A 15,649-nucleotide genomic window follows, 5' to 3' on the forward strand; every position below is an offset into this window, starting at 1 on the left:
CGCCCACAATAGAGGTTTTTCGCGCGCGCTATGGTGAGTCGCATGAGGAAGCACTACAAAGGCGACGACCCGGACGCAATCCACGAGGCAGCCCAGCGCGTCGACGCGCCCCTGTCGGATTTCATGGTGCGGCTGTTCGTCGAGGAGCTGCCGTTCGTGGATTCGGTGGGCCGCGGGCGCATCTACGAGCTGCTGCGCGAGCACAAAGAGGCAGGTAAACCCGTCATCACCTCGCAGGAGGAGCTGCCGGAGGAGATCAGGCAGATCATGGACCTCTAAAAAATCTGTCTAAGATCACACCTTTCAATACCGGAAGTTCCAAGCGTTGTGGGTAGGCTCGAACACGAAGAAGCTTTTCCACCTTTAGTTTGATCAGAAGCGGAGCTATGGAACTTCACACCGAACTGAAATCCCTCTACGGCTGGGGCCGCACCGCCCCATCGACGGCGCACGTCGTGTCCACCCCAGACGTAGACACCATCGCGAAGGCCGTGCAGGTCGCGGCCGAGAGCGGTCGCGGCGTCATCGCCCGCGGCATGGGCCGCTCCTACGGCGACCCGGCGCAGAACGGCGGCGGACTCGTCGTCGACATGCAGCCGCTCAACCAGATCCACTCCATCGACCCGGACACCGGCATCGTCGACGTCGACGCGGGCGTGACCCTCGACCAGCTGATGAAGGCCGCGCTGCCCTACGGCCTGTGGGTCCCCGTCCTGCCCGGCACCCGCCAAGTCACCATCGGCGGCGCGATCGGCCCGGACATCCACGGCAAGAACCACCACTCCGCCGGCTCCTTCGGCGACCACGTGCTCTCCATGGAGCTTTTGGTTGCCGACGGGCGCGTGCTCCACCTCGAGCCAGAAGGCGAAACCTCCGAGCTCTTCTGGGCCACCGTCGGCGGCATGGGCTTGACCGGCATCATCCTGCGCGCCCGCATCCAGATGACGTTCACGGAGACCGCCTACTTCATCTCCGATACCGTGCGCACCAGCACGCTCGACGAGACGATTGAGGAGCACTCCCACGGGCAGGAGGAGGGCTACACCTACTCCTCGGCGTGGTTCGACGCGATCTCCGCGCCGCCGAAGACTGGCCGCTCCACGATCTCCCGCGGCTCGCTGGCCACCCTGGACCAGCTCAAGGAGTACGCGCCGAAGCTGGCGAAGGACCCGCTGAAGTTCAAGGCCCCGCAGCTGATGACGGTGCCGGACATCTTCCCGTCCTGGACCATGAACAAGCTGACGCTGTCCGCGATCGGCGAGGCGTACTACATGATGGGCTCCCCATCGAAGAACGACATCCTGAACCTCACGCAGTTCTACCAGCCGCTCGACCTGATCGGCGAGTGGAACCGCGGCTACGGTTCCGCCGGCTTCCTGCAGTACCAGTTCGTGGTGCCCACGAACGCGGTCGAGCCGTTCAAGGACATCATCTACCAGATCCAATCCTCGGGCCACTACACGGCGCTGAATGTGTTCAAGCTGTTCGGCGAGGGCAACCGCGCGCCGCTGTCCTACCCGATGAAGGGCTGGAACGTGTGCGTGGACTTCCCGATCCGCGACGGGCTCAACACCTTCCTGGACCGCCTGGACGACCAGGTCATGGAGTTCGGCGGCCGCCTCTACCTGGCCAAGGAGTCCCGCACCAGCGCCGAGAAGTTCCACAAGATGTACCCGGAGCTTCCCGGCTGGCTGAAGACCCGCAACGAGATCGACCCGACCGGCGTTTTCGCCTCCGACATGTCCCGCCGCCTCGAGCTGCACTAGAAAGGAACCCCAATGCTGAATGCAGTTGGCCAAGCCCAGAACATCTTGCTGCTCGGCGGCACCTCGGAGATCGGCCTCGCCATCGTCTCCGAACTCGCCTCCCGCGGCGGCAACCCCACCGTCACCCTCGCCGCGCGCCAGGGCTCGCCGCGTATCGACGCCGCGGTGCAGGAAGTCTCCGCCGCCGGTGCCTCCAAGGTGCGTCTTATCGACTTTGACGCCACCGACTTCGACTCCCACCCCGGCGTGATCGACGCCGCCTTCGAGGACGGCGACGTCGACGTCGCGATCGTAGCCTTCGGCACGCTTGGCGACCAGGAGCAGCTCTGGCAGGACCAGGCCGCCGCCGTCGCCTCCGCCCAGACCAACTACACGGCCCCGATCTCGGTTGGCGTACTTTTGGGCCAAAAGTTTAAAGCCCAAGGTCACGGCACCATTATCGCGATGAGCTCGGTGGCCGGCCAGAAGGTCCGCCGCTCCAACTTCGTCTACGGTGCCTCCAAGGCCGGCATGGACGGCTTCTATCTCCAGCTCGGCGAGGCGCTCCGGGATTATGGCGTCAACGTCACCGTGGTCCGCCCGGGCCAGGTGCGCACCAAGATGACCGAGGGCCTCGACGAGGCACCGCTGACCGTGGACAAGGAAGAGGTCGCGCAGGCTGCGGTGGACGCCGCGCTGGGCGGCAAGTCCAACGTGTTCGTCCACAAGCTCTTCGGCCCGATCTCGCTGGTACTCAAGGCGATCCCGGCGCCGATCATGCGGAAGCTGAGCTTCTAGTCGTTTGACCGGCCGGTTTCCACGAGTACTTTCTCGCGGAGCCGGCCGGAAGCAACAACAGCGGCCAGACAGCCGACCAGGGCGAGTGCGATGAGTGCGCCGAAGAACAGTACGGTTGCGATCCCGTCGGGCGTTGCCCCGACCATGGCCAGGCCGACGAGCGCGCCTTGTCCAAATCCCAGCAGCGCTGCGACCACCATCGGCACCCCAATTTCGCGCACCGCAACTTTTGTGTGAAAAGTTGGTGCCGCACCGATGAAGTGGAGCGACTTGGTCAGCTGCTTCTGCTCCACCACCGCAAGCGTCTGCGTCAGCAGGGTGAACAGCACCAGCAGGATCGCGCCGAAGAGCACCGTGATGGCGATGCCCTTGGGCAGATCTTGCACGATGAGCGCCTCCTCGGGAGCCACCTCACTTTCCGCGATGCTCTGGAATGCCCCGGCCACCCCGGCGGTGAACGCGACGAAGAACAGCGCGCTGCACCTGCGCCACGTGTTCTTCGCGCCGCGGCTCACCCGGCGCGTCGCTACGTAGTTGTACGCGCCCGGGATTCGGTAGCTGAAGCGCGCCACAACCTGGATCACCCCGACGGCGATCAGCGTATTCACCACCAAGAACCCGGTGAAGGCGACGAGCGCAACCAGGACGTCCGCGATATCGGCCTCCGGCGCGATCGGGTGCCTAGCAAGCCAGATGTACAGACCGATTGCTGCGGCGACGGCGCACACAGTCGTGATTGCTTTCTGCCCGGGGTGCGGCACTCGCTTGGTCACGCCGAGCGGTGTGACCGCCACCTGCTGCAGCGCGCGCCACACGGAGCCCGCAGCGAGCAGCGCGACGGCCGCCCACGCGATCGGCACGACCCACCAGGTGAACATTTCCCAGGTGCCGATCTTCGTCCCTTGAAAGGAAAGGGCTGACCAGGCGGGCACGCTCGCTACGTACGCCGCCGTGCCGATGCTCAACCCGACGAAGGCCCTGCGTAGCGCCTGCAGGATCATCATGCCGCGCACCTCGCCTGCGGTCGCGCCGATGAGCCTTAGCACCGCGAGCTGTTGCTCGCGCCCGCTCAGGTCCGCCCGCGCCGCCTGTGTGAGCAGGGTGAGCAGGGTGGGGATGAGCAGCGCGCACGCGAAGAGTGCGAGCCCGATGTAGAGCAGCGGGATGTCGATGTCGCCGCCGAGGTTCGGGTAGTGCCTGTCGCGCTCCACGAACATCCAGGTGCCGCCGGCGAGTGTGCACAGCATCCACGTCGCCACCGCTAGCGCGGCCACGGAGAGCTTTCGCACCCAGCGCTCGCCGGACCCTCTTTGAGAAGAGGCCTCTTTGGAGCGCACCCTCGTTGCCGTCATCAGTGTGGTCGCGCTCATGCTGCCACCTCCGAGTGGATCAGGCCGTCGCGGATCTCGATGCGCCGGTTGCACCAGGCCGCGATCTTCGGGTCGTGCGTGACCAAGACCAGGGTGACGCCGAACTTTTGCGCCACCGCGACGATCTCCTGCATCACCTCGTGCCCTGTCGCCTGGTCAAGCGCCGCGGTCGGCTCGTCGGCGAAGACTACTTTCGGCGGTCCTGCCAAGGCTCGTGCAATCGCGACCCTCTGCACCTGCCCGCCCGAAAGTTGGCCTGGGAAGCGCCCCACAAAGTTCCCCAAACCGAGCCTCGTGAGCATCTCGTTCGCCTGCTCGTGCGCGTCCTTCCTCGGGGTGCCGCGCATGATCTGGGGCAGCGCGACGTTTTCGGTGGCTGTGAGCTCGGGCAAAAGCTGTCCGTCCTGAAAGATGAAGCCGAAGTGGTTGAGGCGGAGTGAGGAACGCGCGGCGTCGTCAAGCGCTGCGATGTTTTGCCCCTCGAAAAGTACCTGCCCAGAATCTGGGGTGAGCACGCCGGACATGCAGTGCAGAAGCGTCGACTTGCCGGAACCCGACGGCCCCATCACGGCGAGCGATTCGCCGGCGGGCACGCTCAGGCTCACGCCTTCGAGCACGCGTTGTTGGGTGAATGATTTCGTGATGTCTTGCAGTTCAAGCATGCTTCCATTCAACTTTTGGCCGAAAAGTTTCACCATGGTGCTCGCGCCCGAAAACGGGTAGTGCTAGCACTACCTCGCTAGTCTATGCATCTATGAGGTGGAGAAAACGAGCCAACCACGAGGAGAGTGCAGCGAAACGCGTGCACCAGCTCACGGCGTCGCGTCGCAAGATCGCCGAGGCCTACGAGGTGGAGCGGCTGCGCATCGAGCGCGACCTGCACGACGGCGCGCAGCAGCACTTCGTCGCCGCCGCAATGAAGGTGGGCGAGGCAAAGCTTGATGCTCAGGGCGACACACTCGCGCTTCTCGACGCCGCCGCCACCGACCTCAAGCGTGGCCTCGAAACCCTGCGCCGCACCGTCCACGGCATCCACCCTTCCGAGCTGACCGACCGGGGACTCGTCGCCGCGGTGGAAACGGCTGCCGCCCAATACGGCCCGCACGTGCGGGTCCGCGCACCGCACCTGCTGCCTGCGATCGACGCGTCCGTGCTCGCCGCCGCCTACTTCTTCACCACCGAGGCGCTCACCAACGCGGCGAAGTATGCGGAAGGCTGCCCCGTACACGTCCTGATTACCTGCGACGACACGCTCAACGTCGTGGTCACGGACCAGGGCGACGGGGGCGCGGAGTTTACCCCCGGCCGCGGCCTCGACGGGATGCGCGAGCGCGTCGCCGCGTTCGGCGGCACCCTCGAGCTGAACTCGCCGGCCGGCGGCCCGACCACGGTTGCCGCGCGCATCCCGCTGCTGCTCTTCCGCGGCGAAAGCGGGGTGGGCGCATGAAGATCGTGGTTGCAGACGATTCCGCCCTGCTGCGCGAAGGCGTCGCCGGCCTGCTCACCCGGCGCGGCCACGACATCGTCGGTGAGGCTTCAAGCGCCGATGAGCTCATCTCGCTTATCGACGCCGCACCGCTGCCCGACCTCCTCATCACCGATGTCCGCATGCCCCCGCACATGCGCGACGACGGACTTACGGCCGCTTTAGAGCTCCGCACCCGCCACCCGGGCTTAAACGTGCTGGTCCTGTCGCAATACGTGGCAGCGCCCTATGCTCGCGAACTTTTCGGCCAAAACTTTGGCGGGGGCACCGGCTACCTGCTCAAGGACCGGGTCGCCGAGGTCGCCGACTTCATCGCCACCTGCGAGAACGTCGCCGGCGGCGGGGTGGTAATCGACCCGGAGGTGGCCAGCTCACTCATGCACACGAGCGCCCCGTGGCTGCGGGAACTTTCCCCGCGGGAGCTCGAGGTTCTCGAACTGATGGCGGAAGGCTTATCCAACGCCGACATTTCGGCCAAACTTTTCCTCTCGTCGGCGGCGGTGGCCAAGCACGTCTCTAGCATTTTCTCCAAGCTGGGGCTCACCCCGGACGAGGACAACCGGAGAGTCCGCGCGATCCTGATGTTCCTTTCCGAGCGAGGTGTGGACTAGTTACGCACTGAGTTATGCGAAACTAGAGGGCATGACCACGACAGCAACCGTTGAGGAGACCCAGGAGGGTCTGCGCACAACCGGCTACGCCCCGGATCCGCTTTCCGCGCAGCAGACCCTCATTCGCACGCTGCTTGCTGGCGGGCTCGGTGCGCTTATCACCACGCTCGTCTGGTTCGTGCTGCACTCGGTCTCCCTGCCCGCTTACAACACCTCCATGGCGATCCGGGCGCTGTCCTCTGCCGGCTCGCTGATCGTGCTCATCGTGAGCCTGATCTGCGTGGTCCTCTGGCTGCGGGGCACCCGAAAATGGGTCAACGGCATCATCATGCACCTCACGGCCCCGGCCCGGGTGGTCACCGCGCTGGGGATCCCGCTGTCAGCGACCCGCCTGTGGCTCGACGGTATCCAGGTGGACCAGGGCTTCCGCACCCAGTTCCTGTCGCGGATGACGGAAACTGCCGCCAACGCGGACATGAACTACGTGGACCTGCCGTCCTTCTACCCCATTGGCTGGTTCTGGCTGGGCGGGCGCGTGGCGGATGTGCTCGGCGTACCGGGCTGGGAGGTCTTCCAACCCTGGGCGCTGATTACGCTGGCGGCGGGCGCGGCGATGCTGGTGCCGGTGTGGCAGAAGATTGTGGGCTCGCTGCCGATCGCCTGCGCGATCGCCACCTTCACCACCGCGGTCGTGCTGACCGAGACGCCGGATGAGCCCTACGCGGCGATCGTCGCCATGTTCTTCCCTGCGGCCACCGTGATCACGTACCGCGCGATGCTCGGCTCGCGCAACGCGATCATCTTCATGGCGCTCTACCTGGGCATCTCCGCCAGCTTCTACACGCTGTTTACCGCGATCGCGGCGCTGTTTGTGGTGACGATGGCGTTCCTGGTTGCTCTCCTGGTCACCAGCGATGCGCTCCCCATCGTCCGCCTGCTGATCATCGGCGTGTCTTCTTTGGCCATTGCCGCGCTGACCTGGTGGCGCTATATTTTCGCGGTGCTTTCCGGCAACTACGAGGTCCAGTCCACAGCGAACCACTTCCTGCCGGAGGAGGGCACCATCTACCCGCTGCCCTTCTTCTCGTTTTCCATCATCGGCCTGCTGTCGCTGCTTGGCCTGATCTTTATCGTGGTGCGCGCCGGAGAGCGTGAGGTGGCGTCGCTAGGCGTGGGCGCGATCGTCTGCTACGTGTGGTGCCTCGCCTCGATGGCGGCGACGCTGCTCGGCACCTCGCTGCTGGGCTTCCGTGTCGAGGTGCTGATCATCTTGCTGTTTATCACCGCCGGCATCCTCGCGGTGTCCGACATCATCCTGGTGGGCATCGATTACTTCTTCCCTTCCCGCTTCAACCTGGCGGCGAACCAGACGATCATCGCGATCATCGCGATTGTGGTGACGTCCGCTTGCCTGCATTACGTGCAGCAGATCCCGTCGGAAAACGAGTCCCACATCGACCAGGCCTACGCCGACACGGACGGCTACGGCGAGCGCGCCGACCGCTTCCCGCCCGACGCCGCCCAGTACTACGGCGAGATCACCGAGCTGCTCACATCCCACGGCTACGAGCCGAACGAGGCGGTGATCTACACCGACGAGATCAACTACATGGCGTATAACCCCTACTTCGGCTTCAACGCCTTTACCAGCCACTACGCCAACCCGCTTGGCGAGTTCGAGCTACGCAACGAAGAACTCATCGCCTGGTCGCAGCTGTCCTGGGACGACCCGGAGGCGCTCACGGAAGCCATCGACGAGTCCAAGTGGGCCCCGCCCGTCGCCTTCATCTTCCGCGGCGACGTCGAGGAGCCCGACGACGGGTTCAAGACGCACGTGGCGCACGACATTTTCCCCAACGAGCCGAACGTGCGCTACGAGGGCCTGTTCTTCAACGCGGAAGCCTTCGATAACGACGAGTGGGACGTGGAACAGATCGGCCCGTTTGCGGTAGTGGTGCGTACATAACGGGCCAGTCACAGTAAGGTGACTTCACGTGGCAACTGTTACTGATGTGCAATCCAAGGCTCCACAGTCGCTGATTAACACGGCGATTGTGTCGGGCATCCTCGCCTTCGCGCTGCTCGTCCTCACCCCTTTCCTGCCGGTCAACCAGGTCCAGTCCAAGGTGTCCTGGCCGCAGAATGACACGGTGGCGTCGGTAAACGCGCCGCTGATCTCGCTGGCCCCGCAGGACGTGTCGCTGACGATCCCGATCAGCGCCGTCGATGAGCTGCGCGACGGCCAGTCGACCATCCTGTCGACGCTGCCGGAATCCTCCGAGGACGCGACCTACCGCGGCCTCTTTGTCACCTCCCCCGACGGCGGCCTGGTGGTCTCCGCGCTGGATGACGTGGTCTTCGAGCTCAGCGCCGAGGAGGTCCGCGCCCTGCCGCGCGAGGCCGTGCTTGAGGTCCGCCAGACCGACGAGGGCATGACCGTCGCCATCCCGGGCACCACCTTCGTGGAGGAGTCCGAGGATGACTACCGCCCGCAGTTCACCGGCCTATACACCGAGCTCAAGCCCGAGGCCTCGGGCATGCTTATCGACGCCGGCCTCAACGCCTCCGTCGACATCAACTCCCGATTCACGTCATCGCCCACCCTGGTCAAGCTGCTTGCGATGTGCGGCGGGCTCATCGCCGCGCTGATCGGCCTGTGGTCGCTGCGCCGCCTGGACCGCTACGACGGGCGCAACCTGCCCGCCTTTGGTTCCCGCTGGCGCACCTTCACCGCGCTCGACGGCGTCGTTATCGCCATCCTCGGCTTCTGGCACGTCTTCGGCGCGAACACCTCCGACGACGGCTTCCTGCTCACCATGGCGCGCGTGGCCACCGAGTCGGACTACATGGCGAACTACTACCGCTGGTACGGCGTGCCGGAGGCCCCCTTCGGCTCTCCGTTCTACGACATCCTCTCACTGCTCTCGTACGTGACCACCGCGTCGATGTGGATGCGCCTGCCAACGCTTGTCGCCGCCCTGCTGACCTGGTGGATCCTCTCGCGCGAGATCCTGCCGCGTCTGGGCACCGCGGTGGCGGATCGCCGCATGGCGCACTGGACGGCCGCCTTCGTCTTCCTGGCCTTCTGGCTGCCCTACAACAACGGCACGCGCCCGGAGCCGATCATCGCGCTCGGCATCATCGCCACGTGGGCACTGTTTGAGCGCACCATCGCCACTGATCGCCTCGCGCCCGCCGCGTGGGGCACGGTCACCGCGGCGATCACGCTCGCGTGCGGCCCGACCGGCCTCGCCGCGGTCGGCGTGTTCCTCGTGTGTCTGCCGCAGGTCTTCCGCATCATGAACGCGCGTCGCCACATCGCGCCCGGCCTGGCGTACGTCGCCGTCTTCCTGGGCGCGGGGCTGGCCGTGTTCGTGCCGGTGTTCAAGGACCAGACGCTGGCGACCGTGCTGGAGGCGACCGCGGTGCGCTCCGAGGTCGGCCCGGCGCTCGAGTGGTACTCGGAGTGGGTGCGCTACGGCACCCTGTTCCAGCAGTCTGTCGACGGCTCGATGACGCGCCGCTTCCCCATGTTCGTCTTCCTCTTCTGCCTCATCCTCATCGGGTGGGCGGTCACCCGCTTCGGCAAGGTGCCGGGCGTGACCAAGGACGTCACCGGCCGCATGCTCTACATCGTGGGCCTGGCCACCTTCTTCCTCATGTTCACGCCCACGAAGTGGACGCACCACTTCGGCATCTACGCCGGTCTGGGCGGCGCGGTCGCGGCTCTGGGTGCGGTAGTGCTCTCGCACATCGCGCTACAGTCCAAGCGCAACCGCACCCTCGCCATTGCGGCGGTGTGCTTCCTCATGGCCATGACCCTGGCCGGGTGGAACGCCTGGTGGTACGTCTCCTCCTTCGGTGTGCCGTGGTGGGACAAGACCGTCCAGCTCAAGGGCGTGGAGGCGAACACGATCATGCTCGCCATCTCCCTGCTCATCGCGCTGGTGGGTGTGTTCCAGTCCTTCCGCAAGGACCAGACCGAGTACAAGGTGGGCGGCAAGTGGGTCGGCGTCATGTCGGCGCCGATCGCGGTGATGGCGATCGCCATGGTCGCGTTTTCCTGCCTCACCTTCGTCAAGGCGTTTGCTTCCCAGGCACCGGCGTATTCGGTGGGCATGGGCAACGTGCGGAGCTTTGCCGGCGACCACTGCGCCCTGGCCAACGAGGTCCTGCTGGAGGAGGACACGAACGATTCCTTCCTCACGCCTATCGACGGCGTCCCGCTCGGCCGCTCCCTCGACGCAGGCAGCGAGTCCCGCGGGTTCACCCCGGACGGCGTGCCTGCCTTCATCGTGAGCGAGAATGCGAACGCTTCGGATTTGGCGGACACGGAGGCGTCGACAAGCGATGGCTCCACTGACACTGACGACGCGCCGACGCAGGCCGACTTGAGCGAAGAGAAGCAGTCGACGACGACCACGAACACGCAGGGCAACCGCCCCGAGTCCATGCGCGGTGTGAACGGCTCGACCGTGCGGCTGCCGTTCAACCTCGACTACACGCGCGTGCCGGTGCTCGGCACCTTTGAGGACGAGCCTTCCGCCGGAGCCAAGCTCACCACCACCTGGTACGAGCTGCCGGAAGCCAACGACAACGCGCCGCTGCTCGTCGCCTCGGTCGCCGGGCGCATCGCCCACCACGACATCAACGGCGTGGAGCAGGAGGGCACCGAGCTGAAGCTGGAGTACGGCAAGCGGACCGACAGCGGTGTGGAAAAGCTTGGCGAGGCAGAGATGCTCGACCAGGGCCCGACCCCGCTGTGGCGCAACCTGCGCTACCCGCTCGCAGACCTGCCGGAAGACGCCAACGTGGTCCGCCTGGCCGCCGAGGACACCTCGCTGGCAGAGAAGGACTGGCTGGCGGTCACTCCGCTGCGCAACCCGCAGCTGGCACCGCTGGGCGAGCGCTTCGACGCCGAGACCCCCGGCCTGCTCGACTGGTCCGTCGCCTTCCAGTACCCCTGCCAGCGCACGTTTAGCCACTACGCGGGCGTGACCGAGATCCCCGAGTACCGCATCATGCCGGACGCCCCCGGCAAGCAGCAGCTCTCGGACTTCATGGACTTCCTGGGCGGCGGCGCGCTGTCGACCGCGGAGGCCGTGAACTACTCTTACGAGATCCCGGGCTACCTCAAGACCGACTGGCAGCGTGACTGGGGCTCGATCGCGAAGTACGAGCGCCGTACGAACTCTGTTGGCGATATCCCAGAAAACGCGCAGATAGATTACGATGAGGTAGTCCGATCGGGCTGGTGGACTCCGGGCCCGATGAAGATCCGCGATCCGGAAGAGTAAAAACACCCATGCGCCGTTCCCGTCTGGTAGCGGCGGTCGCCGCTGCGCTTTTCGCCTTCACCTCGGCACCTGCAGCGACCGCCGCCCCGATTCAACCTTCCGAAAATGCGGACCAGCTGGTTGAGCAGCAGGGGTGCACCAAGAAGTACCTCATCGCTGTGCCGGGCGGGGCGAACACCGCCCCCGGTATCCCGAACGCGATGCCGCACGGCGGCAACGTCTTCCTCACCGGCATCCTCACCCAGCTGGGAACGGGCGGGGAGGTCCAGCCGCTGTGGGTGTCCTACCACGCCACCCCGTTCGCAGCGAACAACTACTATGCCTCGTCTGCCGACGGCTACAACGAGACGGTGCGCACCGTGCGCCGCCTGTCGAATGCCTGCCCCGGTGCCACCTTCAGCTTCACGGGCTACTCGCTCGGCGCGGACATCGCTGCGCGCCTGCTGCGCGATATTGCCCACGGCCACGGGCCGATTGACCCGGATCACGTGGACTCCGCAGCGCTCTTTGCCAACCCCTACCAGGGCGGCAACGGGGCAGAGCTCTCCCGCGTGACCTCGCCTGCATCCCGTGGCGCACTCGGCGAGCTCAAGGGCGGCTACGGCGAGCTCGGCCCGCGGGTACTTGAGATCTGCAACTCCGCCGACATCGTCTGCTCCACCCAGGAAAGCTACCGCCCGCTGGTTGCGCCCGCGCTGAAGACGAACCTGCGCGCCGGCCAGCTGCCAGCACAGCAATTCAACGAACTGTTCCGCTCTCTTGGGCTCGGTTCCCTGGGCGTGTTCCGCGGGATGGGGGCGCACGGTCACTACACGCTGTGGGACCAGCGCGAGGCCTCGGATTGGATTATCTCGCACGCCTAAACCCGTTAGAGTGGGGGCATGCATGACTTATTTGAGCTAGTCAACGGCGACTGGGTGCGCGAGCACGAGATTCCCGCCGACCGCGGTATCGACGGGGCGTTCTACGCCCTGCGCGACAAGTCGGAGGAGGACGTCCGCGCCCTGCTGCAGCAAGGCGACAGTCTCGGCGCCACCCTGTACGCCTCCTTCATGGACACCGACACCGTCAACGGTGCCGGTGTATCTCCGCTGGATGCGGACCTGACCAAACTTTCGGTGAAAAGTGTGGAGGACTTCGCCCGCGCGCTCGGGGATCTGGAACGGGTCGGCATCGGTGCGCCGCTCACCTACTGGGTGGAGAAGGACTCGCAATCCGAGGACGCCGTCGCCTACCTGGTGCAATCGGGTCTGGGCCTGCCGGACGAGGCCTACTACCGCGCCGAGGAGCACGCGGAAACACTCGCCGCGTACAAGGAACACGTCGCGCGCATGCTTGGTTTCCTGCCGCCGATGTACCTGCTGGGGCTGGATCCAAAGACGGCCGCCGAGCGCATCGTCAACTTAGAGTCCAGCCTCGCCGGCAGCCACTGGGACGTGGTCCGCTCCCGCGACGCGATGGCCACCTACAACCCGACCACGCTGGATGCGCTCCCCTCAAACGTCCAGGCGCTGCTGCGCGCCTCCGGGCTTATCGACGGCAAAGTCATCGCCATGATGCCCTCCTACATCGAAGACTTGGACGCCATGCTGCGCCCCGAAACCCTGGCAGATTGGCAGCTGTGGGCCGCGTGGAACATCCTGCGCGCCCGCGCCGGCGTGCTCACCGAGGAGATTGGGCAGGCGAATTTCGAGTTCTACGGCACGAAGCTCTCCGGGGCGACCGAGCAGCGCGACCGGTGGAAGCGCGCCGTGGGCCTCGCGGAGTCTTTGGTGGGCGAGGAGATTGGGCAGGTGTACGTCGAGAAGCACTTCCCGCCCTCGAGCAAGCAGCACATGCTCGAGCTGGTGGACTACCTGCTCGCCGCCTACCGCGAGCGCATCAGCGCGCTGGACTGGATGACCGAGGGCACGCGCGAGCGCGCGCTGGAGAAGCTCGGCCAGTTCCAGGCCAAGATCGGCTACCCGGACCGCTGGCGCAGCTTCGAGGGCTTGGAATTTGACCCGGAACAATTGGTCGACAATGTTCGCCGCGGCAGCGCCTTCGAGCACGACTACCAGCTGTCCAAGATCGGCAAGCCCGCCGACCGCTCCGAGTGGGTGACCACCCCGCAGACGGTCAACGCCTTCTACAACCCGGTGATCAACGACATCACGTTCCCCGCCGCGATCCTGCAGCCGCCGTTCTTCGACCCGGAAGCTGACGCGGCCGAGAACTTCGGCGCGATCGGCGCGGTCATCGGCCACGAGATCGGCCACGGCTTCGACGACCAGGGCTCGCGCTACGACGGCGCGGGCAACCTCAACTCTTGGTGGACCGATGAGGACCGCGCGAACTTCGAGGCACTGACCAAGCAGCTCGTCGACCAGTTCGACGGCCTGGTCCCGTCCGTGCTCGGCGAGGACTCCCGCGGTGTCAACGGCGAGTTCACCCTCGGCGAAAACATCGGCGACCTCGGCGGCCTCGGCATCGCCGTCGTGGCCTATGAGCGTTACCTCAAGGAGCGTTCGCTTGACGACGGCCCACTCGCCCCCTTCGGCGACCTCGACGGCGAGTACACCGGCTTCCAGCGCCTCTTCCTCGCCTGGGCGCGTGTCTGGCGCTCGAAGACCCGCCCGGAGATGGCTGCGCAGCTGCTGGCCATCGACCCGCACTCGCCGAACGAGTTCCGCTGCAACGTCATTGCAGCCAACGTCGCCGAGTTCTACGAGGCGTTTGATGTGGAGCCGGATTCCAAGATGTGGATCGCCCCGGAGAAGCGGGTGAGGATTTGGTAGACGAGTACCCGGAGAACATCCAGGGCGACCCGAACTTCAACGTGGGCGGCGTGGACCGCCAGCTTCCCGACGACCTCCAACTCGAGCAGCTACGCAGCTACATCGAGTCCACCTACGATCCGGAGTCTCCCCAGTACCTCGCCCTGCTACCGGACCGGATCACACACGCGGCGATGCTCATGCTCGGCTCCGCGGTCGACCACACGATGCCCGGGGTGGCCTACACGGACAACATTTCGCAGAAAAGTTGCGAGTTGGGTGAGATCTTCGGCGAGTCCACATCCTGGATCATCAGCCTGTGGGATGGACCAAAGGTGGCCAAGGAGCACTTCTTCCGCCCGGAGGCAGCCGCACTCGCGCAGCTTTCCGGGTGCGCGGTGTTGGACGTGGATGACGCTAAGGACGCAAGTTCCGCCGTAACTTTCGCCCGCGATAATGGCGCAAAGACAGTTGCCGTGTGGGCGTTTTCCTCTGGGTGCGAATACATTCCGGATGGTGCCGACAAAGTCGCCCTCACTTTTCCCACAAAAGTTGTGCCCCTGGATGTGCCCACCTTTACCCAGGTCGGAACTGCAGATTCCATCGGCGCGAAAATCGAGGGCGCGGAGACCTACCACTCGACGCACTACATTCAGACGCCGGCGGAGGCGCGTCGAAAAGTGCGCGACCTCGCCGACTTCTTCCGGAACTAGAGCTCGAGGACCGAGTCCGCTTCGCTGAACTCCTCCGGGGCGGGCTCGGGGGCCTCGACGAGGAAGGCGTGGGCGCCGGTCGGGTCCTGCATGGCGAGCATCGGGCCGAAGGGCGAGTCCCCCGGGCCGGCGAGGACCTTGCCGCCGAGCATCTCCACCTGCTGGCGCGCCTCGGAAATATTCGGGACTCCCAAAAAGCTCTGCCAGCCGGCCGGGTTCTCCTCCACGCGCATCCCGAGGAAAGGCGAACCCTCCACCATCGCGAGGTAGTAGCCCTCCGACTCCTTGATTTCCCAGTCGAAAAGGTCGCCGTAGAAGTCGATTGCTTCCATGTTCGGGGCGCTGTACTCGTACCAAACCGGCACCCCCGGCTCGCCGGCAGCGACGAACTGTTCCTCGCCGGCGGGCTCGATCAGGCCGAAGACGCCGCCAGCCGGATCCTGGCACACGTGCATCCGGCCCAGCGACACCTCGGAGGAGGCGACAACTTTTCCGCCAAACTTTTCCACATCGGCGTTACCCAGGAAGTATGTCACCCACGCGGCCTGCTCCCCGGGGACAATGCCGGCGACTGGGAGGCCTTCCTTCTTAGCCACCCGGTAGGTCTCGCCAGTGGTCTCCCAACCGAGGAGCTTGGAGTAGAAGTACGTGGACTTCTGTTGATCCGGCGTGAGTAGGTCCTGCCAGTAGGGCATTCCGGGCTCGGCACTGAAAGCGGGCATGAATAGGGTCTCCTCCAACCTGACGAAGTTAAACGCCCATCGTAGTTTAGGGCAGGTTGCGCCACTTTTCGGGGTCGAAGTCGTCGTTGGCGGTGCGTTCGTCGAAGTAGTCGTCGTCTTCGGCACCGGTGACGACGGTGGCGGAGGCACC

General features: G+C 65.5%; 13 protein-coding genes and 1 pseudogene. 10 read left to right on the plus strand and 4 right to left on the minus strand.

Annotated elements, in window-relative coordinates:
* The first annotated feature begins 42 nt into the window (after positions 1-42).
* From HMPREF2990_RS03970 to HMPREF2990_RS03980, 3 genes are all read left to right on the plus strand, one after another.
* Positions 43-279 carry a hypothetical protein gene (locus HMPREF2990_RS03970; RefSeq protein WP_038587685.1) on the plus strand — a complete coding sequence of 79 codons (237 nt, stop codon included), beginning with the start codon at positions 43-45 and terminating at the stop codon, positions 277-279.
* Positions 280-386: 107 nt separating this feature from the next.
* On the plus strand, positions 387-1,766 hold the full coding sequence (locus HMPREF2990_RS03975) for a decaprenylphosphoryl-beta-D-ribose oxidase (RefSeq protein WP_070762807.1): 1,380 nt from the start codon (positions 387-389) through the stop codon (positions 1,764-1,766).
* Between the two features lie 12 nt (positions 1,767-1,778).
* Positions 1,779-2,543, plus strand: coding sequence for a decaprenylphospho-beta-D-erythro-pentofuranosid-2-ulose 2-reductase (locus HMPREF2990_RS03980; RefSeq protein WP_070762808.1), 765 nt, complete (start codon positions 1,779-1,781; stop codon positions 2,541-2,543).
* Here HMPREF2990_RS03980 and HMPREF2990_RS03985 read toward each other — a convergent pair.
* A complete protein-coding gene (locus HMPREF2990_RS03985) occupies positions 2,540-3,913 on the minus strand; it encodes an FtsX-like permease family protein (protein WP_083316998.1) in 1,374 nt (457 codons plus the stop codon). The genes HMPREF2990_RS03980 and HMPREF2990_RS03985 overlap by 4 nt on opposite strands.
* Positions 3,910-4,575 carry an ABC transporter ATP-binding protein gene (locus HMPREF2990_RS03990; RefSeq protein ID WP_246817424.1) on the minus strand — a complete coding sequence of 222 codons (666 nt, stop codon included), beginning with the start codon at positions 4,573-4,575 and terminating at the stop codon, positions 3,910-3,912. The genes HMPREF2990_RS03985 and HMPREF2990_RS03990 overlap by 4 nt, the downstream gene beginning before the upstream one ends.
* A 140-nt stretch (positions 4,576-4,715) precedes the next feature.
* On the opposite strand from HMPREF2990_RS03990, the gene HMPREF2990_RS03995 reads away from it, so the two are divergent.
* The 7 genes from HMPREF2990_RS03995 to HMPREF2990_RS04025 are packed head-to-tail and all read left to right on the plus strand — an operon-like array spanning position 4,716 to position 14,776.
* Positions 4,716-5,360, plus strand: coding sequence for a sensor histidine kinase (locus tag HMPREF2990_RS03995; RefSeq protein WP_366105686.1), 645 nt, complete (start codon positions 4,716-4,718; stop codon positions 5,358-5,360).
* Complete coding sequence (locus HMPREF2990_RS04000; protein WP_070762812.1) at positions 5,357-6,010, plus strand: response regulator transcription factor; 654 nt, start codon at positions 5,357-5,359, stop codon at positions 6,008-6,010. Before HMPREF2990_RS03995 ends, HMPREF2990_RS04000 begins: the two co-directional genes overlap by 4 nt.
* A gap of 31 nt (positions 6,011-6,041) precedes the next feature.
* On the plus strand, positions 6,042-7,976 hold the full coding sequence (locus HMPREF2990_RS04005) for a galactan 5-O-arabinofuranosyltransferase (RefSeq protein WP_070762813.1): 1,935 nt from the start codon (positions 6,042-6,044) through the stop codon (positions 7,974-7,976).
* 28 nt (positions 7,977-8,004) lie between these two features.
* Positions 8,005-11,307, plus strand: coding sequence for an arabinosyltransferase domain-containing protein (locus HMPREF2990_RS04010; protein WP_070762814.1), 3,303 nt, complete (start codon positions 8,005-8,007; stop codon positions 11,305-11,307).
* A gap of 8 nt (positions 11,308-11,315) precedes the next feature.
* Positions 11,316-12,170 carry a cutinase family protein gene (locus HMPREF2990_RS04015; RefSeq protein WP_070762815.1) on the plus strand — a complete coding sequence of 285 codons (855 nt, stop codon included), beginning with the start codon at positions 11,316-11,318 and terminating at the stop codon, positions 12,168-12,170.
* A gap of 18 nt (positions 12,171-12,188) precedes the next feature.
* Positions 12,189-14,084 (plus strand): M13 family metallopeptidase, encoded by a 1,896-nt coding sequence (locus tag HMPREF2990_RS04020; protein ID WP_070762816.1) that lies wholly within the window; start codon positions 12,189-12,191, stop codon positions 14,082-14,084.
* Positions 14,048-14,776: an alpha/beta hydrolase gene (locus HMPREF2990_RS04025; RefSeq protein ID WP_246817425.1), complete on the plus strand. Its 729-nt coding sequence runs from the start codon at positions 14,048-14,050 to the stop codon at positions 14,774-14,776. The genes HMPREF2990_RS04020 and HMPREF2990_RS04025 overlap by 37 nt, the downstream gene beginning before the upstream one ends.
* On the opposite strand, the gene HMPREF2990_RS04030 is transcribed toward HMPREF2990_RS04025, so the two are convergent.
* The gene (locus HMPREF2990_RS04030; RefSeq protein ID WP_070762818.1) at positions 14,773-15,498 is read right to left on the minus strand and encodes a VOC family protein; all 726 of its coding nucleotides are present in this window, start codon (positions 15,496-15,498) and stop codon (positions 14,773-14,775) included. The genes HMPREF2990_RS04025 and HMPREF2990_RS04030 overlap by 4 nt on opposite strands.
* Before the next feature lie 46 nt (positions 15,499-15,544).
* Positions 15,545-15,649 (minus strand): annotated as a pseudogene (locus tag HMPREF2990_RS13190) (RNA-binding protein); the annotation flags it as partial.

Origin of the sequence: Corynebacterium sp. HMSC071B10 (assembly GCF_001814825.1) — a bacterium.
Taxonomy (GTDB): domain Bacteria; phylum Actinomycetota; class Actinomycetes; order Mycobacteriales; family Mycobacteriaceae; genus Corynebacterium.